General features: G+C 68.6%; 24 protein-coding genes. 7 read left to right on the top strand and 17 right to left on the bottom strand.

Translation table 11 applies throughout. From position 1 onward, the window contains the following. Window positions 1-152: 152 nt before the first annotated feature. Window positions 153-1,766, top strand: coding sequence for a PucR family transcriptional regulator (locus ACIGAQ_RS36395; RefSeq protein ID WP_399790695.1), 1,614 nt, complete (start codon window positions 153-155; stop codon window positions 1,764-1,766). Window positions 1,767-1,906: 140 nt separating this feature from the next. After that, on the top strand, window positions 1,907-2,695 hold the full coding sequence (locus tag ACIGAQ_RS36390) for a class II aldolase/adducin family protein (RefSeq protein WP_399790692.1): 789 nt from the start codon (window positions 1,907-1,909) through the stop codon (window positions 2,693-2,695). Between the two features lie 55 nt (window positions 2,696-2,750). Here ACIGAQ_RS36390 and ACIGAQ_RS36385 read toward each other — a convergent pair whose 3' ends face one another. Then, window positions 2,751-3,710, bottom strand: coding sequence for a lytic transglycosylase domain-containing protein (locus ACIGAQ_RS36385; protein ID WP_399790689.1), 960 nt, complete (start codon window positions 3,708-3,710; stop codon window positions 2,751-2,753). Window positions 3,711-4,077: 367 nt separating this feature from the next. Between ACIGAQ_RS36385 and ACIGAQ_RS36380 the strand changes: the two genes are divergently transcribed. Next, window positions 4,078-5,454 carry a hypothetical protein gene (locus ACIGAQ_RS36380; RefSeq protein ID WP_399790686.1) on the top strand — a complete coding sequence of 459 codons (1,377 nt, stop codon included), beginning with the start codon at window positions 4,078-4,080 and terminating at the stop codon, window positions 5,452-5,454. Window positions 5,455-5,504: 50 nt separating this feature from the next. Next, on the top strand, window positions 5,505-5,900 hold the full coding sequence (locus ACIGAQ_RS36375; RefSeq protein WP_399790683.1) for a PAAR domain-containing protein: 396 nt from the start codon (window positions 5,505-5,507) through the stop codon (window positions 5,898-5,900). Window positions 5,901-5,914: 14 nt separating this feature from the next. Here the strand turns inward: ACIGAQ_RS36375 and ACIGAQ_RS36370 are convergent, their stop codons facing one another. The 15 genes from ACIGAQ_RS36370 to ACIGAQ_RS36300 all read right to left on the bottom strand — a co-directional run bounded on the left by ACIGAQ_RS36370 (window position 5,915) and on the right by ACIGAQ_RS36300 (window position 21,256). After that, entirely contained in the window at window positions 5,915-6,850 is a 936-nt protein-coding gene (locus ACIGAQ_RS36370; protein WP_399790680.1) for a helix-turn-helix domain-containing protein, read from the bottom strand. Window positions 6,851-6,904: 54 nt separating this feature from the next. Next, entirely contained in the window at window positions 6,905-7,246 is a 342-nt protein-coding gene (locus tag ACIGAQ_RS36365) for a hypothetical protein (RefSeq protein ID WP_399790677.1), read from the bottom strand. Window positions 7,247-7,396: 150 nt separating this feature from the next. Then, window positions 7,397-8,398 carry an NADase-type glycan-binding domain-containing protein gene (locus ACIGAQ_RS36360; protein WP_399790674.1) on the bottom strand — a complete coding sequence of 334 codons (1,002 nt, stop codon included), beginning with the start codon at window positions 8,396-8,398 and terminating at the stop codon, window positions 7,397-7,399. 644 nt (window positions 8,399-9,042) lie between these two features. Further along, entirely contained in the window at window positions 9,043-9,525 is a 483-nt protein-coding gene (locus tag ACIGAQ_RS36355; RefSeq protein WP_399790671.1) for a phage tail protein, read from the bottom strand. Window positions 9,526-9,578: 53 nt separating this feature from the next. After that, the gene (locus ACIGAQ_RS36350; protein ID WP_399790669.1) at window positions 9,579-11,534 is read right to left on the bottom strand and encodes a putative baseplate assembly protein; all 1,956 of its coding nucleotides are present in this window, start codon (window positions 11,532-11,534) and stop codon (window positions 9,579-9,581) included. A 3-nt stretch (window positions 11,535-11,537) separates the two neighbouring features. Further along, the gene (locus tag ACIGAQ_RS36345) at window positions 11,538-11,966 is read right to left on the bottom strand and encodes a GPW/gp25 family protein (protein ID WP_399790666.1); all 429 of its coding nucleotides are present in this window, start codon (window positions 11,964-11,966) and stop codon (window positions 11,538-11,540) included. A 20-nt stretch (window positions 11,967-11,986) separates the two neighbouring features. Further along, the gene (locus ACIGAQ_RS36340; RefSeq protein WP_399790663.1) at window positions 11,987-13,846 is read right to left on the bottom strand and encodes a VgrG-related protein; all 1,860 of its coding nucleotides are present in this window, start codon (window positions 13,844-13,846) and stop codon (window positions 11,987-11,989) included. Continuing rightward, a complete protein-coding gene (locus ACIGAQ_RS36335) occupies window positions 13,843-14,472 on the bottom strand; it encodes a hypothetical protein (protein WP_399790660.1) in 630 nt (209 codons plus the stop codon). The genes ACIGAQ_RS36340 and ACIGAQ_RS36335 overlap by 4 nt, the downstream gene beginning before the upstream one ends. Beyond that, window positions 14,469-14,945 (bottom strand): phage tail protein, encoded by a 477-nt coding sequence (locus tag ACIGAQ_RS36330; RefSeq protein ID WP_399790657.1) that lies wholly within the window; start codon window positions 14,943-14,945, stop codon window positions 14,469-14,471. Before ACIGAQ_RS36330 ends, ACIGAQ_RS36335 begins: the two co-directional genes overlap by 4 nt. Window positions 14,946-15,106: 161 nt before the next feature. Next, window positions 15,107-15,625 (bottom strand): phage tail protein, encoded by a 519-nt coding sequence (locus ACIGAQ_RS36325; protein WP_399790654.1) that lies wholly within the window; start codon window positions 15,623-15,625, stop codon window positions 15,107-15,109. A 47-nt stretch (window positions 15,626-15,672) separates the two neighbouring features. Beyond that, complete coding sequence (locus ACIGAQ_RS36320) at window positions 15,673-15,834, bottom strand: hypothetical protein (protein ID WP_399790651.1); 162 nt, start codon at window positions 15,832-15,834, stop codon at window positions 15,673-15,675. A gap of 2,809 nt (window positions 15,835-18,643) precedes the next feature. Continuing rightward, window positions 18,644-18,817, bottom strand: a complete 174-nt coding sequence (locus tag ACIGAQ_RS36315) for a DUF6760 family protein (protein WP_399790836.1) — start codon at window positions 18,815-18,817, stop codon at window positions 18,644-18,646. Further along, entirely contained in the window at window positions 18,814-19,215 is a 402-nt protein-coding gene (locus tag ACIGAQ_RS36310; RefSeq protein WP_399790648.1) for a hypothetical protein, read from the bottom strand. The genes ACIGAQ_RS36315 and ACIGAQ_RS36310 overlap by 4 nt, the downstream gene beginning before the upstream one ends. Next, window positions 19,212-19,655, bottom strand: a complete 444-nt coding sequence (locus ACIGAQ_RS36305; RefSeq protein ID WP_399790646.1) for a phage tail protein — start codon at window positions 19,653-19,655, stop codon at window positions 19,212-19,214. Before ACIGAQ_RS36305 ends, ACIGAQ_RS36310 begins: the two co-directional genes overlap by 4 nt. Before the next feature lie 11 nt (window positions 19,656-19,666). Then, window positions 19,667-21,256 (bottom strand): phage tail sheath family protein, encoded by a 1,590-nt coding sequence (locus ACIGAQ_RS36300; protein WP_399790643.1) that lies wholly within the window; start codon window positions 21,254-21,256, stop codon window positions 19,667-19,669. A gap of 109 nt (window positions 21,257-21,365) precedes the next feature. On the opposite strand from ACIGAQ_RS36300, the gene ACIGAQ_RS36295 reads away from it, so the two are divergent. After that, window positions 21,366-22,028 carry a Pvc16 family protein gene (locus tag ACIGAQ_RS36295; RefSeq protein ID WP_399790641.1) on the top strand — a complete coding sequence of 221 codons (663 nt, stop codon included), beginning with the start codon at window positions 21,366-21,368 and terminating at the stop codon, window positions 22,026-22,028. Window positions 22,029-22,035: 7 nt separating this feature from the next. On the opposite strand, the gene ACIGAQ_RS36290 is transcribed toward ACIGAQ_RS36295, so the two are convergent. Continuing rightward, window positions 22,036-22,665, bottom strand: coding sequence for a response regulator transcription factor (locus ACIGAQ_RS36290; RefSeq protein ID WP_399790638.1), 630 nt, complete (start codon window positions 22,663-22,665; stop codon window positions 22,036-22,038). Window positions 22,666-23,054: 389 nt separating this feature from the next. Between ACIGAQ_RS36290 and ACIGAQ_RS36285 the strand changes: the two genes are divergently transcribed. Together ACIGAQ_RS36285 and ACIGAQ_RS36280 are read left to right on the top strand one after the other, a co-directional pair. Next, complete coding sequence (locus ACIGAQ_RS36285; protein ID WP_399790636.1) at window positions 23,055-23,936, top strand: hypothetical protein; 882 nt, start codon at window positions 23,055-23,057, stop codon at window positions 23,934-23,936. Window positions 23,937-24,055: 119 nt separating this feature from the next. Next, window positions 24,056-24,646, top strand: a complete 591-nt coding sequence (locus ACIGAQ_RS36280) for a hypothetical protein (RefSeq protein WP_399790633.1) — start codon at window positions 24,056-24,058, stop codon at window positions 24,644-24,646. The last annotated feature ends 22 nt before the right edge of the window (window positions 24,647-24,668 follow it).

Below are 24,668 nucleotides of genomic sequence, written 5' to 3'. Positions count from 1 at the left end.
CACCTCCTTCTGAGCGAGTGCTGGTTGATCTGCGGCAGATGGCAGCCGTTCCAGCGAGCATGCGTCGCCGCGGCGTCCACGGCAATGGCGACACCGACGCTGGGACAGGCATGCTGATGTAGATTTCGACACCCTGTGAAAGGGGGGCTCCCATGACCGCCGTCCTTCTCCAACAGCTCGTCCAGGCACTTCAGGGCGGTGTCATCAGCGTGCTGTCCGAAGGCGCCCACGACGAACGGCACATTGAGGGGGTCGAGCTCCTGGACCGACCGGAGGCGATGGGTGCGGTCGCGCCCGGGACTCTGCTGCTCGCCGTCGGGGTGGACGTCGCAGACCACTCGGCGCTTGCTGTGGCGCTTCGGACCGCGGCGCATCATGGGAGCGCGCTGGCCGTCAAGTGCCCCACACCTGCCCCATCAGCGGTGCTCGCACAGGTCCGCGCCTCGGGCGTGCTCACCCTGGCGGTCGACCCGCAGGTGTCGTGGACTGGGGTGCATCGCCTGGTCTCAACCCTGCTGAGCGCACGCACCGCGGTTGCCGAACCCAATGCCGGGGCGATGGGCGGTGACCTGTTCTCTCTGGCCAACGCTGTCGCCGGCATCGTCGGCGGCGCTGTCGCGATCATGGATACCCAGCAGGTTGTGGTCGCCTACTCCAGCCTCCCCGACCAGCCCATCGACGAACCTCGGCGGCGCGGGATCCTGGGTCGTCTGGTGCCTGAGGACGTACTCGCGGATCATCTGGACAAGGAGGTATGGGGGAGCGACACGGTCGTACGCCGACACCGGCCGGGATATCTGCCCCGGATGGCCGTGATCATCAGAGCGGGCGAGGACGTCCTGGGTTCCCTGTGGGTGGCCTTTCCCGACGAGGCCGCCGTCCCCGACTGCGGGCCCACTCTGAAGGAGGCGGCCCGGATCGCGGCACTGCATATGCTGGCACTGCGCCGCCAGTCCGACGCGGATCAGGAACGCCGCGACCGTGCTCTGAGCCGCGCCCTGGAAGGCGGATCCAGCCAGAACGAGCCGCCGGATGGCATCCGGCTTCCCGCCGTTCTGGTCGGGCTGGACGAGACCGCGAGGGTGGACGGAACTGAGGCAACGGAGGAGCCAGGCGGAGCGACCCGACGGCGCGCCGCATTCCTGCGCGTTCTGGATCTGGCCATCCTCGATGGTCGTTCCCTCGGCTACGAACCGGCGGCGGCGCTCCTCGCGGACCGCGTCTACCTGCTCCTGCCGACGCCCGGAGCCGGCTCTGTGCCCACGGGTCTGCTGCTGGAGCACCTGCTGGACCGAGCCCGGCGCAGTCTGCACCGCTCCTTCACAGCCGTGACCTCACCCGTATCCGAGAGTGCCCGTGCTCTGGACCCCGCCCGTCGCGACATCGACGCCGCGCTCGACCATCTGCGGGAGACTCGCCTCCGCCCGGGTGTATATGACACCGAGAGCCTCCGGCCGCAACTCGTACTGCGAAGGCTTCTCGGCGCCGTAAGCGGCGACGCCGCACTGCGCACGGGCATGGCCGAGCGCCTGCGCGCGCACGACGCCCAGCACGCCACCGCCTACGCAGCCACCCTTCTTGCCTATCTGCGGCATTTCGGCAATGTCGCCGCAGCCAGCAGCGAGCTGCACATTCACGAAAACACCCTGCGGTTGCGGCTTCGCCGGGCGGAGCAGCTCTTCGACATGTCGCTCGCCGACCCCACCGTGCGCCTGCTCCTGACACTCGAACTGACCGCTCTGGCTGATCTCCGCAGTCGACCATGATGTCGACTCCGACAGTACGGAGCACGATCCCTGGTGACTTCGACATTGTTTCCGCGGGTTGCCTGCGCCCATGCTCCTGGACACCAAGGGGCATCGCCCCGCAACGGCGATGCCTCATGAGCGCAGCGAGGAGCAAGGCAGTGACCATACTGGACACCACCCCGGCCAGCACCAGAAAGCCCGTGGGCATGAGCGACGAGGAGTGGCAGGCGCGGCTCGAACTGGCCGCGTGCTACCGGATTTTCGATCATCTCGGCTGGGTCGAGATGATCTTCAATCACATCACGCTGCGTGTACCCGGCGAGGACGGGCACCTCCTGATCAACCCGTTCGGCCTCATGTACAGCGAGGTGACCGCGTCGAATCTGGTGAAGATCGACCTCGAAGGAAACATCCTGTCGGACTCCGACTGGCCCATCAATCAGGCCGGCTTGCTCATTCATTCGGTGATCCACGCCAATCGGCCCGACGCGCACTGCATCATGCACACCCACTCGACCGCCGGCACGGCTGTCGCCTGCTTGCGCAGCGGGCTGGATCCGGACAACTTCTACGCCGCCCAACTGCACGACATGGTGGCCTACCACGACTTCGAGGGCATCACCGTCGATCCCGACGAGAAGCCGCGGCTGGTGGCCAACCTCGGCGACCGCGATCTGATGATCTTGCGCAACCATGGCCTGCTGGCCCTGGGCCCGAGTATCTCCGCAGCATTCGCGGACCTGTGGACGCTGCAAAGGGCCTGCGAAATCCAGATCGCGGCCCAATCGTCCGGGCAGCCGCTCGTGCCGGTCAGTCTGGAAGCGGCCCTGCGGTCCACCGAAGTGGCCCGTTCCTTCCAGATGGGCGACCGCAGTAGGGCGGGCCGCACCTTGTTCGACGCGCTGCGCCGCAGGATCGACCGCGTCGCCCCCGACTACGCTGTCTGATCCTGGGCCTTACTCCACTTCTCGGGCATTCCCCACCGGCCGCGCAGACCGTACGTCAGTCATCGACGTCGTCGGTGTCGCCCCTCTCCGCGGACGCGGACGCCGACGCCGAGAGGGTGGGGGAGGCACCCTCCTCTCGCGTATCGGAGGGCTCGGGCGAGGAGGAGCGGCTGGAGGAGGACGATGCACTGGGACCGTCGGAAGGAACTGACGGCTGCCGGGAGACGGACGCAGAAGGCGAAGGGCCGGGAGTCGGAGAATCGGACGGTGCCGGGGCGGGGGGCGGAGTACCGCGGTAGCGGCCGATCCAGGCCAGTACGGTGTCGGCGTAGGTATCGGACCGGTTGTAGCTCAAGAGGGCGGCGCGCAGTTGTCGCGGGTCGGACAGGTCACGGTCCCCGGCGCACAGATAGCGGCCGGCACTGAGGGCCGCGTCGTACATGTTGTGCGGGTTCACCACCGCGTCGTCATTGCCGTCCGCACCCCATACCGCCCAGGTGGTGGGGATGAACTGCATGGGGCCCACGGCCCTGTCCCACTGGGTGTCCGCGTCCAGCCGGCCGTCATCGCTGTCCGGGATCGCGGCGAATCCGTTACCGTCGAGTGCCGGCCCGATGATGGGATCGACGGTGGTGCCGTCAGCGTCGAGGGCGCCGCCCCGCGCATGGCCGCTTTCGACCTGGCCGATGCCCGCCGGCACGGCCCAGTCCAACCGACAGGCAGGCTGCGCCCGGGCGAGCCTGCTCTCGGTGTTGAGGTAGGCCCGGTGAACTGTCGACGGGAGCATCAGCCCGGTGGGCAGAACGGTTTCGCTGACCGGCGTGGCAGGCGGAGACGGTGTCGGCACGGGCGGTGGCGAGAAGGGGCGTGGCAGGTCCTGCAGACCCTCGGCCGCCACCTCGGTCACCTCGGCAGGGCGGCGGCTCTCGTACACCCCCGCCCCCACCGTCACGAGGGTGGCCGCTACCGCCACGGCCGTGAAGCCCTGCGTGGCGCGCTGCATCGGTGCCGCCATGTGTCTGTTCTCCCGCTCTCCCGCGGTCGCCTGGTGTGGCACGGCCTGCGCGCTGCCTCCGCACCACCGGGCCCGGGCCGACACGGCCGCGACCGCCGGCCCCGTCCGGTCATGCTGGCACCAGCGTGAATGCCGGTCCGTGTCTGCGCGGGAGCCACTTCGGGCATGGGTGGTGCCCGGTTGGGCAGGCGTCGGCGACGAACGAGGCGAGGCCACGGCTTGCTCGGGGAGCACCGGTTCTAGCGTCGGGAAACTTGCCATGCCCTTACAGGGCCCCTGGTCCGGCCCCATCGTGCAGACTTGCGGGTCCCCAATGACGCCCCCGGACACGCTGGGGCGACAGATTCGCGGCGTCATCCTTGACCGGGTGGGAGCCATCGTATTGCTGCTGGAGGACGACGTCCTGGCCATTCCCGGTGAGGAGACCAGGAGACCCGTGCAGGTTTGCAACTCCGGTACGGTCGTCGACCGTTTCGAGTTGGACATCGTAGGAGAAGCCAGGCACTGGATACACGTCGAGCCGGCCGAGGTCAACGTCTTTCCCGACCAGTCCGTCGGCGCCGAGCTCGTGTTCACGCCGCCTCGCTCGGCCGATATCCCAGCCGGTGAGGTGACCTTCGCTCTGCGGGTGATGTCTCACGAGGACATCGAGGGATCGGTCGTCGAGGAGGCAACGGTCACCGTCGGTCCCTTCACCGACTACGGCGTCAAACTGGTACCGCGGACCAAACGTACGCGATGGGGAACCCGCTTCAACGCGGTCGTCGACAATCGCGGCAACGCGCCGCTGCGCGTCCGGCTCTTCGCCACGGACGCCGACTCCGGGCTCGGGTTCCGCTTTGCCTACCCTGAGATCGAGGTGGCGCGCGGTAAGGGCACCGTCGCGCCGGTCAAGGTCAAGCCGCGGACTCGGCGGTGGCGCGGTGCCGATGTGACGCTGCCGTTCCAGGTGCTAGCGGTGCCCTGCGCCGAGGACAGCGAGGAGGAACAGACGGCCGACGGGGCGCTGGTGCAGGCCGCGCTGCTCTCCGATGCCGTCGTGAAGTTCGTCATGGCCGTGGTGGCAGCGATACTGGCGCTGCTTGCTCTGTGGTTGTTCGTCCTCAAGCCGAGCGTCGAGTCCGAGGCTCGCAGACAGGCGAATGCCATCGACCAGGAGACCACTCCACCGGGAGACGGTGCCAGTCGGACGCCCTCGCCGGGCGGCCCACCAGGCCCTGTCGGCGGCGGACTTGCGGGGGGAGCCGGGGTCCCGAGTCCTTCTCCTCCGCCTCCCGACATAGGACCCGCCGACGGCGGGGGAGATGGTGGGAACGAGAGCGGGAACCCGGATGCGGGGACATCAAAGCCGCCGGGCGGTGCCGGAGAGCCGAGCGCGGACAGCGAGGCCTTCGACTTCCGTATTCCGGCGGAGGTACCGGTGTCGGCCGAGTTCAATCAGGAAGCCCGGTTCACGGTTCCCGAAGGAACGACGCTGTGGATCAGCGACGTGGTGTACGAGAACGTGGCCGGGGACGAAGGGATCATACGACTACAGCGAGGAGATTCAACGCTGCGGCAATTGGCCCTCGACACCTTCCGCAATCATCAGGAGAACTACGACCAGCCCATCAGGTTCGGGCCCGGCGAGGCCGTCGTTCTGGCCGTGCGCTGCACGGAACCCGGAGCCCGGCCCGACACGGAGGTGGAGAAGTGCACACCAGCAGCGTATTTCTCCGGCCGGCTTGTAGGTAACGACTCCTGACCTTCCTGCCTCGCGCAGCCATTGCCTCCACCAATTCAAGGAGAAAGACCATGCCGGGAGCGCCCGCTGCGGCGATGGGGGACCGGGTCGTAGGCACCGATACCCATATCGTGTTGATGCCCTCCCCGGGCGGCCCGGTACCGACGCCGGTCCAGCTGCCCTTCACGGGGATCATCACGCACGGCTGCTGTCCGACGGTACTCGTAGGCGGCAAGCCCGCTGCAACCCGGGACAGTGTCGCGATCAATACACCGCCCCATATCCCACCGGCGGGTACCTTCCAGAAGCAGCCCGACAACAGAGGTACCGTTTCCCGCGGGAGTACGTCGGTCTTCATAGGCGGCAAGCCCGCTGCCCGTAACGGTGACACAGCCACCACGTGCAACGACCTTGCACTGCAGCACACCTCGACCGTGGTCGCCGCATCGACCGTCCTGATCGGCTGAGCGCCGGGAGCCACCTAGCGGGCCCGGTAGTTCTGCGGGGCGATGCCCATCACCGCCTTGAACTGTCTGCTGAACAGGAACGAGTCGGTGTATCCCAAAGCTGCTGCGACCTGCGAGACCGACAGGTTCCCGCTGTCGAGGAGCAGCGTGGCTCGCTGGATGCGCCGTCGCACCATCCACTCACGCGGTGGCACACCGAAGGTCCTGCGGAACACCCTGGTGAAGTAGTCGGGTGACAGCCCGGCCACCCGCGCGAGATCCGCCACCCGCGGGCGTGCGCTGATGGAACTGTCTACGAACTCCTCGATGGCGTGCCGGGCGGATGAGCTCAGCACCCCGCCGTTGGGCCGCCACTGTGTCCGCCGGAACAGCGCGGTGAGCAGCACGAGCAGCAGACCGCGTATGTGCTCGTCGCGGTGCGGCAATGTGGACGGCAGTTCAGCCGTCAGTAAGTCGAACGTGCTGCGCAGGTCCCAGGCATCCTCGACACACAGGGCCGGACCGAGACCGGCATCACCATCCGGGTCCCGGGTCAGCCGCAAGCAGTGCACGACCGTCTGCCGGTGTTCAGCCCGCCGCAGCACGAACGGAGTTCCGGGACGGATCCACAAGATGCTGCCGGAGCCCAGTCGACGCTGCTCGTGCCCCACCGAGACGGTACAGGCCCCGCTGATGACGAAGTGGATGAGGTGTTCGGACAGACCTTGAGGGCACTCAAGGCTCCACCCGCTGGGAAGGGACTGCAGCCCGTACACCCCGGGTGAACGGATGACGACCCGTTCCGCCCCGATCCGTTCCAGCCAGCGGCGTACGGCATCCTCGTCGGGCGCAACAGTGCACGGAATGGATGCGACTCCGGGGGCGGTGGTAGCAGGGGTGTCGGGCGGTGACTTCCGGAGGAGCGCGATCGGGGTCGAAATGGCGTTTGGACGGATGGCGAGTGTCGGCATGGTGTTTCCATGCTGGGGGTGTTCGGCCGACGCGCACTGGAGATTCTTACTAGTTCACACATTGTCTCCGGGGCGGTGAACCTGGGCAGCGATGGCACACGCGAATCTGACGCAGAACAACGGGAACCATTCGCGGAACAGGGCCTCGACGGCGCACCGATAGTCCTCGGCGGTCATACCCTCGGGTCGGCGCAGATTACCGCTGAAGCAGACGCATTCACCGAAATACCAGGACAGGCAGTCGAGAAAGCCGTCCACGACCGGGTCGGGGGGCGCCGTCAGCGAGTAGCCCCCGGCCAGACGGAATCGTCGCCAGTACTCACCGAAGTCGGCTACATGCGACAGTTCCTCGTGCCAGGGCCGGGCCACGAGATCCCAGGCGGCCGCCGTCTGCATCTGGCCTCTCCCATAACGGTGGATGTAAGCGGGTCGCCCTTGCGCAGCTACGATGCACCGATCGTCTCCGTCTTCGCAGTGTCTGCCGGGCACACTCTGGTCCGCCGGCGGCGGACCGTTCGGATGCCCCATCGTGCCGCGATCGCTCGGTCATGACAGCAGGGAGAAGAACTCCAGCTCTGCGATGGACACGTCTTCGCCCTTCTGCGCCGCGTATACATCGGTGATTTCGATCCGTACCGTCTTGATGGCTGTTGCATGGTCGAGTGAGAACTTCTGCTGCCGTGCGGTGTCTTTGAGCTGCAGCCGCAGCTGCTTCTCGTTGGTGAAGGTCACGATCATCTGGCGCGGCCTGCCGTGATCCGTGAACGCATCGCCCGCTCCTGCCGTGACGATGAGCTGGTCGAGGTGGACGACGCGGTCGAATTGCACCAGCAGGACAACTTTCTCGGACTTACCGGACGAACGCGCCGGGTAGGGCGCGGACCAGTACGACACACTGTTCAGATCGACGAGGTACTTGGTTCCATGGCCGCTGATGGAGCGGGACGCCGAGACCTCGGCAGGGCGGACCGGCGAATACTGTGATTCCAACAGGCCCTTGGCAGTGGCCCGAAGATCGGCCGTCACATCGTTGACCGCGTTGCGGAACGGCGCGTATGTGGCGTACAGCATGCAGGACAGGCACAGCAGGATCCCGGCCGCGACCCTTGCCTTCGCCCAGGCAGCCGCGAAGCCCCCTCCAGGGGCAGGAATCGGCTCGCCCTGCTGCCCGTTCACGGTGCCGAGCGGTACGACACGGGGGCCGCGCCGCCGGTGAAACCGGCGCCACCACGGAATGCGCACGATCTCGGCCTCGCGCAACTCGAATCCGCATCGCGCGCAGAACCTGCGTGCAGGGGCGTTGCCCTGCCCGCAGTCACCGCAGATCAGATCGCCGGGACGGAGCACATTGCTGCGAAGAGTGAGCCGGTCGCGCCGGGTACGGCGAGGCTGCGGTGCTTGCGGCAGGACCGCGTCCGGTTCGTCCCTCAGAGGGTCTTCTTCGTCACTGGTTGCCGCAGGGGGCAACGGAGCGATGAGGGCGGCATCCCGGGTGCGGGCCGCCTCGTCACTCACCGTTGGAATCGGGATGGTGTCCTCGTGACGCACGTCGTTGCGGTCAAGCCTCCTCGCGGGACTCGCCTCCGGCGACACCGGACGGCCGTGATGCGGACCGTCGGCCGGCCGGACTCTGCCGCCGGGGGACTGGCTCGTGCGAGGGTTCGCGTCGGCAACGGTGGGTCGGGCCGTCGATGCGTTGTCCCCAAGAGGGAAGGAGGGCCTTCCGAGGCCGGCCACGCGCGCGGAATCCTGCCTCGGGGTGCCTATGCCGGGCGGTGACGTCGCACTGTTGGGCCGCGGACCGGTGGAACCGTCCCTCCCGGACTCTCCGCCGTGTCGAGTCCCCGGTCCGGCTGCACGTGGGGGTGTGCTGAGGCCGGGTGGGCGTGGGGGGCTGCCTGGTGTGGGTGGTGGGGGTGTGCTGAGACCGGGCGGGCGGGAGAGGCCGCCGGGGCCGTTGGAGATCTGAACGGGCGAACCCGGGGCCGGTGGGTTGGCCAGGCGTGCGGTGCCCTGCATCACCCGACGGAGCAGGGGGACGGGGGGAGCCGTCGCGACGTCCTCGGCCTCCGCCCTGACTTCCTCCGAAATCTCCGGCGTGACACGGGAGCCGGACCACTCCAGGAAGGCTCCACAGGACCCGCAGAAGTCATCGGTGTCCTGGTTGCGCCCGCTGCAGCGGCGGCAGACGATCACCGGCGCACCACCTCAACGCGGTAGGGCACATGCGCCGGCACGCACTGCCGCATCAGCCTGTCCACCTCCAAGGAATCGGCCTTCTCGTCAGACGGCACGGTGACCCGCACCTCGACGGCCGAGGGCAGATCCTCCGGGTAGGGCGTGCCGGGTGAGCGGGACGTGAACACTCCACCGGAATCGACCAGTTCCACCACGCCGCCGGTGGCGAGCGCGATTCTGCTGCGCACTCCACCGACCGTGCCGCGGTCACGGTGACCGGCCAGCGCGCCCTCCGTGGCGGCGCGCTTGCGCTCCACCGGCCACTTTTCGTCCAGCCGGGCGCCCAGCCGTTCAGCCAGCCACGCGAGCAGGTCCTCCGGGGTGAGCCGCGGGTCGACGTACGCGTCGAGACAGTCCAGTGTGCTGATGACTGGGGCGATCACCTCGTCCCAGCCCGCCGTCAGCCGTACCGTGAAGGGATCCTCCTGGTAGACCACGGGCAGCAGATCGACCAGGGAGTAAGGACTGTTCAGCCCGTCTACCGCCGCTCTCATCGGCCTGCCTCGACCCGAATGTGGTGGTCGTAGGAGACCACAAGACTGTTGGCGGGGAGGTCGATCCGCCGGCTCTCCTGCCCGCGCTCGCCAGTCACCGGGTTGGCAGCGAACAGCCGTACGTCGTCGACAAGGTCCACCCCGGGCACCCGTTGCAGGAGCGCGAAGATCTCACCGACTTGTACGGGGCGTCCGAAGGGCCATCCCGTGCCGCTGGGTCCGCCACCCGGCAGCGGATCGAGGAATCGGTACAGGGCGTCCTCGGCGTCCTTGCGCACCCCGTCACCCGTCGCCCGGTGGTGGGCCGTCATCCGCGCGATCACGGTAACGCCCCGGTACAGCGGCGGTTCGATCATGAGGCGTGTCCCCACCAGCCGTACCTCGTCAAGGTGGGCGGCCACCCGGTCAAGGGTCTTCTGCGCAGGGACCAAGTGCTCCAGCCGGACCCGTTCACCGGTCGGCGCGGCCGGCACCACCAGCAGTCGTACGCTGCCCGGCTCCGGGTCGGGCACGACCCGCACCCGGGCCAGTTCCGGCGCCGCCTGCCGAGCCAGCGACTCGAAGTCCTCGGCGGTCACTGCCCTGTTGCTGCTGCGGAGCACCAGCGGAGCGCGTGCCACCGCCTCGGCCAGGGATTCGCCGTCGGCTCCGCCCCGCCCAGGCGCGCGGTTCTCGACGCCGGCGATGAAGGGCAGCGATGACAGCAGCGAACGGACCGCGCCCGTGGCGACGTTGCCGCGATCACCACCGCCCACCGCGAACCGGCGCAGCCGGACCGCCGCTCCGTCCGGGGGGACAGCCCCGTACTGACGGAGGCTGCCGTCCGCCTCGCGCACCGCAGGGCCCAACCGCACCTCGCACGCCATCGCGTCGAGTACGAAGTGCCGGTCCCCCGGGCCGCTGCCAGTGAAGTCGTCGACGCGCGTCCAGGTTTCCCAGGCGGCATCGTCGCCACGTGGGGCGATCTCCAGGAACGGCTCGCCGTACGGGGCGAGGACCGGGCCCCGGGGGACGGCGAAGCGCTGGCCCGGGACTCCCTCGGCGTCGTCGAGGTACTCCCGGTCGATGACCTCGACGTTCGTGGCTGTGACCGTCGCTCCCACGGTCACGGTGGTCAGGCCGTGCACCACAGGAGTCGAGGTGTACCCGGGAAGGCCGGCGGCCGGCTCGACGACACGGGCCCGTAGCCAGGCGGCCGTGCGGCCGCCGAGAACGGCCGCATCATGGGTTTGCGGCACGTGGACGACGATGTTTCCGGCCCGGTTCAGGCCGCCGGTCTCGTCCGTCGACACGTCGCAATCGGACCACTGGGAGCCGTCCCACGCTTCCCACACCAGTGGCGGGGCCACGGGGTCGACACCCACGCCGTCGATCTGGCCGTCGAAGCCGACGCGCAGCGTGCAACCTGGCACGGCCTTCTCCAGGCCGAGCAGCAAGGCGTCCCCGGGACGAGGCGGAGTTCCGAACGCGGGGAAGGGGGCCACCACCCCCTGCGGACCGAACTCATGCTCTCGGGGCCCGTCGTCGTCGTGACCCTGGGTCAGGACCTCAGTGAGTCGGCCCGGCACCATGACTGCGTCGTGATCCGTGCAGAAGCTGACTGCCTCCTCGGTCTCCGTGCGCAGTGTCGCCACTCGGGTGCCGCCGCGGACCACGAGGGGCGCCTCGGTAATGGCAGAGGTGGACCAGAAGGTCACCGGCGTGCGTGCGGCGGAGGGCGGGACCATCTGCAGCCCGATCAGGTCCAGGAACTTCACATACAGACGGTCGGGGACCTGGTTGAGGCGGTGGATGATTTGGTCCGCCATCATGGCGAACGCCTCCAGCAACGTGCTGCCGGGCTCGGAGGGGTTGTGGTCGGTCCACTCCGGGCACCGCCGTGCGATCAGGCGCCGGGCCTCGTCCATCAAGTCCTGAAAGCGGCGGTCGTCGAGGTCGGGGGTGGGCAGCACGCTTTACCGGCCTTCCATGTCCTGGCCGGTGGCGGGGTCCTCGTCCGGCAGCGAGTAGAACGGGAAGACCATGTTGCGGGGGTCATTGCTTCCCTTGGGCGTGTACGAGATCACGATGTTCACCAGGGTGGTGTTGCGGGGGTCGGGCCGGGCGTCGACGGCATGGACGTCGACGCGCGGTTCGCAGACGGCAAGGGAGGACGCCACCTCGTGCGACAGGTCGTTGAGGGTCTCGGGGTCGGTTCCGGCGAACACGTAGTCGCGCAGCCGGGAACCGAACGAGGGCAGCATCGGCCGTTCACCGGGATACGTGGTGAGGATGAGTTTCATGGACTGTTCGAGCAGTGCCTGGCCTCCGACCGTGCGGACGCCGCCGCCGGCACCGGCGCCCAGGGGGAAGGCCCAACCCGTTCCTGTGTGGTCGTTGTGCATGACGGTCGTCCTCCCGGCTCTCAGTTGAGCTTGATCTGGGCGCCCTTGATGGCGACGGTGCCGGCGCTCTCGATGCTGATCGATGTCTGGGCCCGCAGGCTCAGGGTGGATCCGCCGTCGATGCGGACCTCACCGCCCGCACCGGCGCGGAGATCGATGTTTCCGCCGTCCCCGCAGTCGATCCGGAGCCGGCCGGCGGCGGCACGTCCGCCCTTGGGCTGCGGGCGGCAACTGAGTGTCACCGTCCCCGCGACCTGATCGATGGCCAGGGCCAGAGTGCCGTCACCGGTCCCGAGGACAACGGAGGATGCGGTCGGCGCCCCGCCTGCCCCGGGGGGCACCTTGTCGTGGAAGGCGAGCATGTTCCCGGTGGGGGAGACGATGCCGCGGCGCACGACCTCCGCGGTGCGGCCGGTCGCTTCGACCGCCGGGCCGCCCGGCGCATAGGTGCTGGACGCGCTCAGCACTCCACCGACCACGTACGGCCGCCGCGGATCGCCGAGTTCGAATCCGAGCAGCACCTGGTCGCCGACTTCGGGCAGGAGCAGCGCACCGGCGCGTCGGCCGCCCGCCGCCTGCACCACAGGGGCCCAGTCGGTCTCGTGGTCGGGTGCGAGCCAGGGCAGGACAACCTTCACCCTGCCGCCGCCGGCCGGGTCGTTGACATCCGTCACCACTCCGCAGACAAACCCGTGGATCCGCGGCGCCCGGTGCGGGATGCCCCCAGCGTCCGCCAGGTGCAGGAGACTGCGGTCCTCCGGATCGCCCAGCTGCAGGTGGGTGCGGTAACCGCCCTCGGTCAAGTCGAAGACGTGCCGTGCGCAGTTGACAGACCAGTTCCCGGCGAAGGGCCGTGGCGGCCCTGTGATCTTCACCTCAGCCCCTGGCCGAAGCCGCGGATCGCCCCAGGTGACGGCTTGCGCCTCGGCGAGGCTGCCGCCCAGCCGACCGGCCGGCCCCTGCAGCGCCTCTCGGGAGGCCGCGGCGATGGCGGCGCCGGCGGCCGGCGAAGTGCCGGTCAGAATAAGCCCGTTGGCGCTCGGGGCCGGACCCAGGGTCGAGGGTGCGGGCGCCGTTGCGGGAGGGCGGGGTCGGTCGCCGTCCGCTTCGAGAGTGGACGTGACATCGGCGCCGGTCAGGTCGACAGCGGTGCCGTCGGTCTTCGCCTGGGTGGAGACCGCCCGCGCCCGAAGCGGGTCCCAGACCCGCATCTCGAGTTCGGGCACCAGCGCCGCCGCCGTGACGCGGGGCCGGAACGCCCGGAGATTGTGCTGAAGTTTCAGAGGCAGGGGTGCGCCCCCGCGCGCGGACACCGGACGGAAGAAGAACCCGCCCTCATCCAGGCCGAACTCGTACCCGATTTCCCGGCATCGCCAACTGAGGAAGTCCCAGTCGGTCTGGTTCATCTGCCCCAGGTGCGTATGGGATGTACGGGTCGCCTCGATCGTGCCCACGGGCAGTCCGGCTTCCTCGGCGATGCGGCGGGCGATGTCGGAGTCGGTCATGTTCACGAAGGTCCGTACCCGGGAGCCGCGTTGAAGCCGGTGGCTGCGGTCATAGGCGCGGACGGTCGTGATGACGGAGAGGTCGACGTAGTCGCCCTCGAGGGCGGTGACCTCGCCCCCTCCGACCAGCGCCGCCTGCGCTCCGGGACCGGACGGCGAGGCCCACACCTCCACGTGGACCCCGATGCGCAGGCCGGCCCGCTCCAGCACGTCGGCCTCATCGTCGCGGAACGAGATCTCGATCATGGTGGGGGCGTTGCGTCGGCTGTCCACCACGGCCCGCAACACCCTGAGCTGCAGGTCATCGCTCAGCGGCTGGGCGGCGGTGCCGACGCGAATGGATGCCGAAGGTGCGGGAGGCGCCGCGGTGCTCATCGGGCTCCCTGCTTCAGCATCAACCGGGTGGGGTCCGTATTGGGGTTCGTCCTGGTTCCCGGCGGAAGCCCCGCCGGACCGCCACCGACGACCGCCTGCGGTCCGGCACTCCCCGTTCCGGCCGCGGATGCCGCGCCGTCATGACTGAGCACGTGCAAGGTGAGGTTGCGTACTTCCGCCCGGATGGGCCGGCCGTTGCGTGAGAACCGTGTGTACGTGCAGTCGAAACGCATCAGTTCAACCTCGTAGTCGAAGCCGGCCCCCTTGGCCCCCCAGCGGAAACGCAGACGGGGGCGTTTGCCCTGCTCCGTCGTGCCGTCCTGCCGGTTCGCCGACTGCTCCTGCACCCACTCCAGAAGCAGATCGATCTTTTGCTGGATATCCCATCCGGTAAAGGTGAGTGTCGCCATGACGAGCCGGGTCGATCCCCGGGTGGCGATGGACGACACGATGCTGTGGTCGTCCTTTTTCGTATCGTGACCCACGGGGTCGGACAGACCCTCGGCGTTGTGGGAGAGACTGATCTCGGTGGGGTTGTACTCGAAGGTGAACTCCCCGCCCGTCGCATCGCGCAGTACGGCCTTGCTGACGTTGCGCTGCAGGGCGGAGCCGGAGGGCAAAGTCACAGCGCCACCCCCGCTGGTGCGCCGTGACCGAGGAAACCGGTGTGCTCGAAGGTCAGCTTTTCGATCGCCACGGAATTGCTGTGGGCATCGAGATCGGGCCCGGTCCATTCCTTGGGGACGGCATGCTGGAGGACCCAGCCGGTGACGAGCAGTCCCTGGTGGTCAAAGAGCCGGATCGTGACGTTCTGGCCCTGATAGGCACCGGCGGAGCCGTTGCCGTACTCGTAGCCGGTCCACTGCTCCGCGACCCTCGCCAGCCAGGCCTGGAGACGGGGGGAATCGGCCTGCGTCATCATGCGTTCGAGGGTGACGGTGCTGTATTCCACCCGTTCGGGCAGCAGCGTCCGGTCGCAGTACTGGCCGCCCTCGGTGATCTCCTTCGAAGCGAACTGCACATGCAGGCCACGGCAGCTGGACCACATGCCGAGGTTGGTGTCCGGCTCGTCGAGGGAGACGTGGAATCGCATCGTCATGCCTGCGCGCGGATACACGCTCGGGGAGCGGACCGTACGGGTGCTCGTCGCCCCGAGTGGCCCGGGAGCCGGGTGCACGGGTGCTGTCGTCATAGGGATCCTCGGCGGAGTGCGATTGTCTGGTTCAGGGGTGCCGGAAGGAGCGGCTGGGGGTGAGCGGGTCAGTAGACGCGAACGGGCGGGCCGGCATTGCCCGGCAGCAGGTCGTCATTGAGGAATCCCGTGTGCACGAGATCCAAAGTCTCCAGTGCCACGCCTCCCCCGGCCGAGTCGAACGCTTCGATGCCCCAAGCGGCCGGAAAGAATTCTTTCAACTCCCAGGTGATGGTGGGTCTCCCCTCCCAGTTCACCAGGGAAACTGCGCCAGTGAGCGGCTCGTTGCGGATTGACGTCTCGGTCAGCCACTCCTGCACGATCTGTGAGTCCCGGCACGCGGCTCGGGAAAGCCTGATCTTCTGGTATTGCGGTACGCCGGGATAGACGAGTGAGTGGTTCCAGTGATCGCCGGAGCGGTACTCGGCGATCTGCCACGACACGCTGAGACCGGAGGCACTGGCCCAGGTGCCCAGTTCGTATCGGGACCGGTCGATGGCCACGGTGAAGTTGTGGGCCATGTTGACCGAGCCGAAGAATCTGTCGTTGTCCCCCGTGGGGCCGTTAGCGGCGGGGCCGGTGTGCATCGTCCGCTCCGATCTGTCGCTCTCTTGCATTCGTGGCGGCGCGCGCTTCAGGTACGGGGCACCAGCAGTCCGCTGCGCTCGCGGTCCACGATCAGTTCCCTTCGCATACGGGCCAGGAGGCGTTCATGGAGCCGGCCGGCCAGCGCGTCCAGGAACGCCGGATCGTCCATGAACCCGAATGGGCGCCGGCTCTGGTGGGCGTCCAGCATCGCGAGCAATCCTGCCCATTCCGGCGTCTGTTCCAGCGGTATGGGCTGCCTCCCGCTGCCGCTGCCACCGTTCCCCGGCCCGCCGGAGGTGCCGGCCGGACCGGCCGGCCCGGATCCGGGCCCGGGCGGGGACAGGGGAGGGGAAGACAAGGCGTGTGCTGTTGCACGGGGCCACGAGACGGACGGTGGGGTGGCTTCTGGACCGGATTCTCCCGAGCCGGAGTCCGCGAGCACGGCGCCGATGGGCGCAGTGCCGTCCGGGCTGCTGCCAACAGCCGACCAGGAGGCCATGGCTACGGGCGCGGGCGACGTCAACGGTTGTTCCGTGTCATCCGTCGTGTGGGACAGCACGTGCGTAAGAGCCCCCGGACGACCGCCGAACCACCGCTGAGCCGCCAGGCTGTGGACGCTTGCGTACCGGTGCCCGACGAGACGCTGCCGGTTCTCGGCCGGTCCGTACCCGGAAAGACCGCGGCCTTGCGGCGTCAGCGCTCTTCCGCCGGACGCCACGGCCAGCTGGGACGCCGCCGGACCGGGCGATGAGTCCACCGCCAAGAGCGGATGACCGCCGATCGCCGTGATCACCCCCTCCGCGGACGGCTCCGTTCCGAGGTCCGGCGGTGGCAGGACGGTTGTTCCTCGGTTCCCGCTCCAGGGCGTGAACGGAGGGGCGTACACAAGTTCCTGTGTCTCCGGCCGGTCCGGTGCCCCGGGAGCTGCCAACCCGTACCCGGAAACCGATCGGAGCCGGCGCTGCGGTAGAGCAGCCGACGGTTCGCCCGAGGTGGGCGTCTCACTTCGAGTACGGCCCCCGTCGGCCAGGTCCGTGACGCTGTCCGACTGGTGCAGGGCGTCGTCCGGAGCCATGAAGTCTGGCTGTACATGTCCTGACTCTGTGTTGTCGCGGTGCCGGACGGACGCGACTTCCGTCGTCTCGCGCAGCCTTCGCGCGGTTCCGGCGATTGGACCGTCCTCCGAAGGATCGGGCTCCCCGTCGCCTGTAGCCGCGACGGCCGGAGGGGAGTTTTGCTGGTCCGTGCCGGGGGGCGACGAGATGGAAGCACGCTGCTCGGAGTTGCCGGCCGGGCGGGAGGAGACCTGCCGGCGGGCCCGTGACAGCCGCATGCTCCATGCCGCCTCCCAGCCCGGCACGGACGTCTCGGTGCCACCGGCGGTGGCGGCTACGGCAGGCATGGCAGCGGCCTGGCCCGCGCCGGGCCTGCCGGGAACGGCGCTCGCGCCGTTCGCTTCGAGTTGGTCCGGCCGTGCGGCGGACCACGCGGTGCCGGTTTCGGCGGTGCGAGGGCCCATCGGGGTGTGCACACGCGTGATCGGGTTCGTCCGGGCCGGGAATCCGTCGGTGGGGGTGTGATCGTCCAGGTCTCCGGCCGATTGCGGGTGTGACTGGTGCTGCAGGGCGTCCGGTGGGCTCGCGGCGACATGATCGGCGGGTGACGAGGAGGAGTGAGCTGCGGACGTCCCGGTGGCCGGTGGCGTCCGTGTCGCCTCGGCGTGCGGCGGGAATGCTGCCGCGACACTGTCGGCAAGGGACGCTGAAGGAGGACGCGGGGCAGTCGGTGAAGCAGGCATCGAGGTGCGTTCGTAGTCCTGAGGATGGCGTCGCGGCCCGCGCAGCGCGGACGACTGCGCGGACTCGCCGGCCCGTGCAGACGGCCATGCAGACGTCTTACCCGGCAGGTCTCGTCGCCCTTCACGTTCGGGCGGGCTCGGTGCCGGGCTGTCTGCGGAAGCCGCCACCGGCGTGTGCGACGTGACGGCAGGCCGGCGGCGGGCCTGGACGAATGAAGGCAGATCATCCTGGTCGGCGGCCAGCCGCTCGACCAGCCAGTCGGGGCGGAAGGCATCCAGCCGGCGGTCGAAGTCAGAGCGCGATCGAATGGGCGGTGGTGTCACTGGCCGGGGCGTGCCGACCGATGCGTCGGTCGCCCGGGTCAGGGGAGGACGCCGACCGGTTGCCCCGACCTGCGCGGCAGGGATGCGGCGGACGGGCAGGACAGGCAGATCGGTGTGCTTGTCATGCGTCGACGTGCTCTGCGTGTGACGCGGTTCATGCCTTGGACGCTCCGCCTGCTCGCGGGGCTGCCCGGGTACGAGGCCGTTCGCCCCTGTCGCCGCGACCGGCCCGCTGAGTACCGGCACGGGTTCGGCCGTCGCAGATGCGGCGGTGGCCGGGTATCCGTCCGGTACCGCCGTCACCAGATCGTCGGCACGGCCCGCCGGCACAACTGGAAGCAGGTACGGGTCGTACACGTGAGCGGGTCGGGGAGGGGTCTGCCCGTCGTCCTGGGGGCGGGCTGTGCCGGCGCTCCTGATGGGAGGCGTGGGCGTGGGCGTGAGGGGTGATGGGGAGTGAGCGGGGCGGGGAGGTGTCTGTATGTCGTCCTGGGGGAGGGCCGTGTCACCGGCTCGGCTGAGAGGGGTGGCGGGGGAGTGGGCGCCGTCGTCCTGCCCAGGATGTGGTGGCGGGTTGTTCCGACCGGCAGGCGGATGCCCATCACCCCGCTCAAGAATTGCGCCCGCGCCACGCCGCCCGGGCGGCGCGACGGGGGCACGGTGGATCAGCGACCGCGTTCCCGCGCGGGCGACCGCACCCTGACTCAGGGCTGTCACGGTGTGGGGTGCGATCAGGACCGTGGGGCGCAGACGGGGCAGCTTGCGCCACGCAGGAGTGCCGCTGCTGCCCGGAGCGGCCGTACGGGCCGAACGCCGGGAACGCAGCCGGGCGCGAAGGTGTTTCCACGACCACCGCACGAGGTCGCCTCCTTTCGGCAGAGCCGGCTCGGGACGTTCAGTCGCCCGGGCCGTCGTCAGGTGCGGAAATCCGCTGGTTGATCCGACCGATCTCCTCGATCACCCGCTGTCTGACCGGGTGCTCCAGGTCGAGGACCGCATCGGCGGACCAGTGAAGGTAGTAGGCGACGTAGACGACCTCCTCCCAGAGCCGGTCGGCCGTGTACGTCAGGATTCCCCCGGCGCCTCACCCGCCACGTCGACCAGGAAGCGCCGCTCGCAGGAGGGGCAACTGACCTCGGCCTCGGTACGTCCCTCCTGGTTGATCCTGCGGTAGAGGTCCTGGAGGAAGGCAAGGTCGGAGGCGAACAGATTCTCGATGACGTCCGTGGTCACGTCGCTGACGTCGCCCAGCCGGGTCACCGTCCTGCTCAGCAGAATCACCGTCAGGTACGCGCCGTTGCGCTGGACCTTGGGGTCCACCTGGGGCGCGATCTCGTCCCGTGCGGTGGCGAGCCGCATCAAGCCCTCACGGTGCACACGCCCTTGCGGGTCGACGTATCCGCGCGGCAGGACGAAGGGGTATTCCGTGAGCATGGCCTGACCGGATGCCTCGTCGGTCGGGCTCATACCGGAACGACTTCTTCGCAAGTGAACGTGACGTTCTCAAGGACGATTTCGGACGCACCGGCTTTGAGACTGCCGATCTCGATCTTGCTGGGCCACGCGTTGATCAGCCGGTAGGTCGCCTGGGGCTGTCCGCTCGCGTTCTGCAGCTCCAGTGTCCCCGTCATGCGTGCCCCGGGATTGCCGGCGCGGACCATCGCGTGCCATGCCATGAGATGGCCTGTCCCGTCGACACCCCGCTTGAGGGTGACCGTGGGCGGCTTGGTCTTCCCGAACTGCTTGGTGTGGACGATCGCACCGGTCCGTGCGTCTGCCGCGATGTACTCTGTCGGCTCCACTTCGCTGGTGATGCCGCTCAGTTCCGAGAAGTACGACGGAGCGGTCCCGTCGAAGCTCACCACGAAACGTGCCGCGGAGATGGCCTGAGGCGTTCCAGGGATCATGATCTTCCCTTCTATTCGTTGGCGTCGGCGCCGGGGGTGTACTGCGAGAGCCGGAAGACGACGAACTCGGCCGGCTTGACCGGAGCGATGCCGATGTCAATGGTCAGCACGCCAGCATCCCGGCCTTCCGGGGGATTGTTCTCCTCGTCGCATCGCACGAAGAACGCCTCAGCCGGACTGCGGCCGAACAGCGCCCCGCTGCGCCAGACGCGGGTGAGGAACGCCGTCACGGTGCGGCTGACGCCTTCCCACAGGTAGCGGTCATTGGGCTCGAAGACGACCCAGTTCGTCCCGTCCAGGATCGACTTCTCGATGTAGTTGAACAGCCGTCGCACGTTCAGGTAGCGCCACTCGGGGTCGCTGGAGAGGGTGCGGGCTCCCCAGACTCGTACGCCCTGGCCGGGGAAGGTACGCAGACAGTTGACCCCGATCGGGTTGAGGATGCTCTGCTCGCCCTTGGTCACCGCGAGCGCCGGGGCCAGGACGCCACGCAGCACCTCGTTGGCCGGTGCCTTGTGCACGCCGCGGGTGGCATCGCTGCGGGCCCATACCCCCGCCACGTGCCCGCTGGGCGGGATCATCTCGGCCCGCTTCTCCACCGGGTCCATGACCTTCACCCATGGCCAGTACAGGCCGGCGTACTTGGAGTCGAAGGCGGAGTAGTCCCGACGCCAGTCCCGCACCTGCTGGGCATTGAGGTCGGGCAGTGGATCGAGGATGGCGACCCGGTCGCCCATCGACTCGCAGTGCGCGACCAGGGCGAGCTGCACGGCTTTGACGCCCTCACTGTCAACGGCCCCCCTGCGATACGCCGACATCAGGTCCGGGACCGCGACCATGGTGATGTCATCGATGGCCTCCAGACCTGCGAGGCCTGTACGGGAAGCGGTGTCCCCGATGTAGAGGCCCGCATCCAGCTCCAGCTCCGCCCGTGTGCCCTGCGGAACCACGGGCGCCGCAGCAGCGGTCACGGGGGCGAGGGAGACCCGTGTGCCCTTGGCGGGACGGCCGAGCGTGCTGCTCTTGACCTCCTCCAGGGTGATCAGCGCGGACTTCTTCAGGGTCGTGCCGACGAATCCGGGACCCCGCTTGACGGTGACGTTGTCGTACTCCTCTTCGACCTTGCCACCGCGGCGCACCACCAACTTGAAGAAGTCCTCGTCGCCGCTACCGGTGTCCTCGACCTCGACGGTGACCGGCCAGGGGCCCTGTTCGGCTTGCGGGGTCAGCGTCAGGGTCAGCGCCGGCCGCCCGTCCGCTCCGGCCAGCTCCCCGCGGACCGGCCCACCGGTCTCGACCTGCCCCGAGGGGTCCTGCGGAGCCTCAGAAGGGGCGGCATGCGTGCCCAGGCTGACGATGTACGCGTTGCCGCCGCCGTTGAGGAAGTAGCCGTACACGCTGTGCGGCAGGTAGGCGTCGGCGGTGAACTCGCCGAACACCGCCGTGTACTGAGTCCAGCTGGTGACGAGAACTGCCTCGTTGACAGGTCCCTTCTCGGTGAAGCCGATGAATGCCGCTGTGGCGGTTCCGACGCCCTGGATCGGCTTGATGCCCGAGGACGTCTCCTCGACGAAGACGCCCGGAGTCAGATAATTCGGCACACGCTCCTCGCTTTCTCTGCGTCAGCTCACGTTTGCATTCGGTCGATTCAGGTGGCAGAGCGATCAGACACACGCGCGGACATCTCTGCGTGCCCCATGGGGAAACCGCATGGCCTTGGCCGGCCTCGTGAGCCGCGGCCATCATCGAGAGGTGATGGAAGCGGTGACCTTGTCGCTCGAGACGTGGCTGCGCCGGTGTGTGCCCGATGCCGTTCTGTGTTTCGAGGACACCAGACACCAGGCCGACGCCGGAACCGACACCGGTGTCGTCCTGTGCGCGTTCCTCTATGACGTCCGAGAGGAGGAGCGCAGCCGTGGAGGCCGCTTGTACGCGCGCCGTGCCCCCGAATCCCCGGTCAGCGCGCGCATGCAACCGGTGCGTATCCTCCAGCACTCATACCGGTTGACCGCTCACGGATCGGACTGGCTGGCCCGCCAGCGACTCCTCGGACGGGTGATCAGGGCGGGAGCGGCTGCGCCATGCCTGCCCGATGACGTGGTCGACGCGTCGTTCTCCGTGTTCGGCACAGGTGCCCTGCCGCTCGTGGTTGCTCCTGCTGTGCCCGTGCCCTTCCCGCAGGCCGCGCTCACCGAGCCACCCACGTCACCGGTGCTGCACCTGGTTGTGATGGCACCGCTTCAGCCACCGCCCGACACCGCCCTTGCGCCTGCCCCGGACCGGGTCGACCTGGGCAGCCTGCGGACCGACTCCACCGACGGCGTTGAGCGGCGCTCGACGCGGCGGCGGCGCATCGAGGAGCGAGGGCGGTGAGGCGGCCTCAGATGAATCCCTCCCGGATGGCGTAGGCGACGGCGTGTGCCCGGTTGCGCAGTTGGAACCGGTGCGTGACGTCGTGCAGCACGTTCTTGACGGTCCGCTCCGAGTACGACAGTTTCTGCGCGATCTCACGGGTGTCGAGACCGGCGGCGACCAATCGCAACACATCGCTCTCCCTGTCTGTGAGCCCGTTGAACCGCAGTCCGCGGGGGGCGAGGATGCGTTGCTGCACCTGAGACACCTGTTTGAGCAGCCGGCCCAGCAGATCCGGCGGGACGACACCGGCGCCCCGGTGCACGGACGTGATGACCTGCACGAGACGGTCCGCCGTCGCCTCCCGACGGCGCACCAGCCCGGAGATCCCGGACTCGACAGCGAGCAGCAGACCCGCGTCGTCCAACTCCGAGACCACCGCAACGACCTGGTGCATTCCCTTCCCCCGGACCGCCCGCTGCAACTGGAGCGCCTCGTCGTTCATCTCGTCGGCGACGATGAGGGCGACTGTGCCGGGGAGAACGGGGTCTCCATCCGTCACCCATATCTCCGCCTGGGTCTTCAGCGCGGCTACAATGCCCGCCTCGGAGATCGGGTCGGACGTCCGGACGTGCACAAAGATGCGTTCTGATGACATGAGGTTCCCCCTCGAATTAGCCGCCGCCGGGTGCCCCTTCGGTCTGCCCCCGGCGGACTTTCGCTCGACCAGCGCCCGATCAGCCTCCCCGCCGGGCCAAGGCGAAGCCATGACCGCTGTCGGCTACTTCATGGACCGAAACGGCGCTACCGGTGGTATCGGTTCCGCTTCACATGGCGTTTTGTCCTGCTCTGCCGCAACAGGCCGCCAGGGGCTCAGCTGCCTTCTGCACAGGCAGCGGCGGCAGGGCGCGCGACAAGGCATCCGGACGGGCACTGTCACCGTCCTTTGCGCGTACCGCCTGCGCTTTCCCGGTGTCCTGAGCCCGGCCCAGGGTGAGGATGCGCCCGTGTTCCTGACCGAGTGGACACAGGCATAAGGAGGTTGGAATGCCGAGCGCACGGGACGCCGTCCGTGAAGGTGTGCTGCGGGCAGTGAACAGCGCGATCGAACGTTCCTGGGAGATCGACAGGTTCACCCTTGAGGGAGGCCTGCGCGCCGCCCTGGCCGACGAGACGGGGTTGCCGCACAGCGAGGCAGTTCGGCATGTGTTCCAGCAGTACGGGCCGCCCCTGACCCGTCTTGTTGTCCGTTACACCGGGTCCGACCCCCAGCGGTTTCCCGACGAGGCCGCACGGGCGGCAGCGGAAGCCGATTTGCACGAGACGGTCGAAGCCCTCACACGTGACCTGCTCCAGGTGCTGCCGTGGCTCGCGGAGCACTCGACCCAATCGCCGGCCTACACATCTCCCGTTGTACATGGGGCCGCCCATCACATTCCCCATGTCGTCGTGACACAGAAGGCCGTCAACGACTTCGTCCCGGAGGCAGACGACGATGCACCGGTTCACGACGGCTCACCCGGAGTCGTAGCGCGTCGCCGGGCCCGGCGCGCCACACGCGCCCTGGAGGAAGCACGGCGCTCCATCGGCGCAGTCGATTGGGAGAACGCAGAGGAATGGAATGGACGGCTCCTCGCATCCCTGCGCGTCCACCAGCGGATGGCCGTTCTCTGGGTGGAGAACCTCGAGCGGGTCGTCATCGGGCAGGACAACCCCGCACACGGTGTCCTCGCAGCCCTGACGGGCGTCGCCGGCGCCGGTGTTTACGCGGGGTCGGTACAGCGAGGACCCGACAAGGGGAAGTTGCGCCGGACGCGTACGGCCCGTGTCACGGGACTGCCCCCCGAGGCGGGCGAAGCGGTCTGCATGGAGCTGGCCGCCTATCGGTTCAGTACGGCCTTCGTCGCCGCCACACCTTGGGAGCGGTGAAGCCGCCCGTACGGGCAACAGCCGGGTCCCGCCAGGGTGCCCGGGAAAGCTGGCTTTGACCCTCGGCCCTCCGCGACAGTGTCCCGCATCCGTTCCTCACTCTCACCGAGGAGTTGTACGTGACTGACACAGCCTTGTTGTACAGCGCGGTCCTGGAGCGGTGGGATGCCGTACCCGACTCGGACTACGCGAACTGGTGGGAGTTCAGCCAGGCTCTCTGCCAGTCCGATCTCAGCGACTACGCCTATTACTTCACCGAGTTCACCAACGAGCGCCCCGACCTCCATGAGCGGCCGGAGAGCGTCACACCGGAGGACTACCGGCAGTTCGTCGTCGCCCAGCTCGTCGAGTGGTTCACCTACCGCGTCGCTCAGGACGCCGCGTACACCGCGGCTGCCGGGCAGGACGCCGCGTACGCCCAGGACACCGGGCACGGGCAGTACGCGCAAGTGGAGGAGGAGTACGGGTACGAGGATGAGGACCCGGATACGTACCCCCCCGAGGAACCCATTGTCCAGGAGGAACCACCGGTGCCGGCCGACCCCGCCGTGCTCCAGGAACTGACTGAAGCCCTGGCGGCATTCACCAGCGAGGCTGAGACGGGTATCGCGGTCACGGAGGAACAGGTCGATCTGATGCAGGCTCACGGCCTAGAGATTGAGGTGGACATCGACGAACTGCCGCCACTCTCGGACGAGGACGCGGCCTGACAGCTGCCCTCGCCAGCCCTCC

Origin of the sequence: Streptomyces sp. NPDC085932, assembly GCF_044540525.1 — a bacterium.
GTDB lineage: Bacteria > Actinomycetota > Actinomycetes > Streptomycetales > Streptomycetaceae > Streptomyces > Streptomyces levis.
Note: the sequence above shows the minus strand (reverse complement) of the source record. Positions and strands in the feature narration are given on the sequence as shown.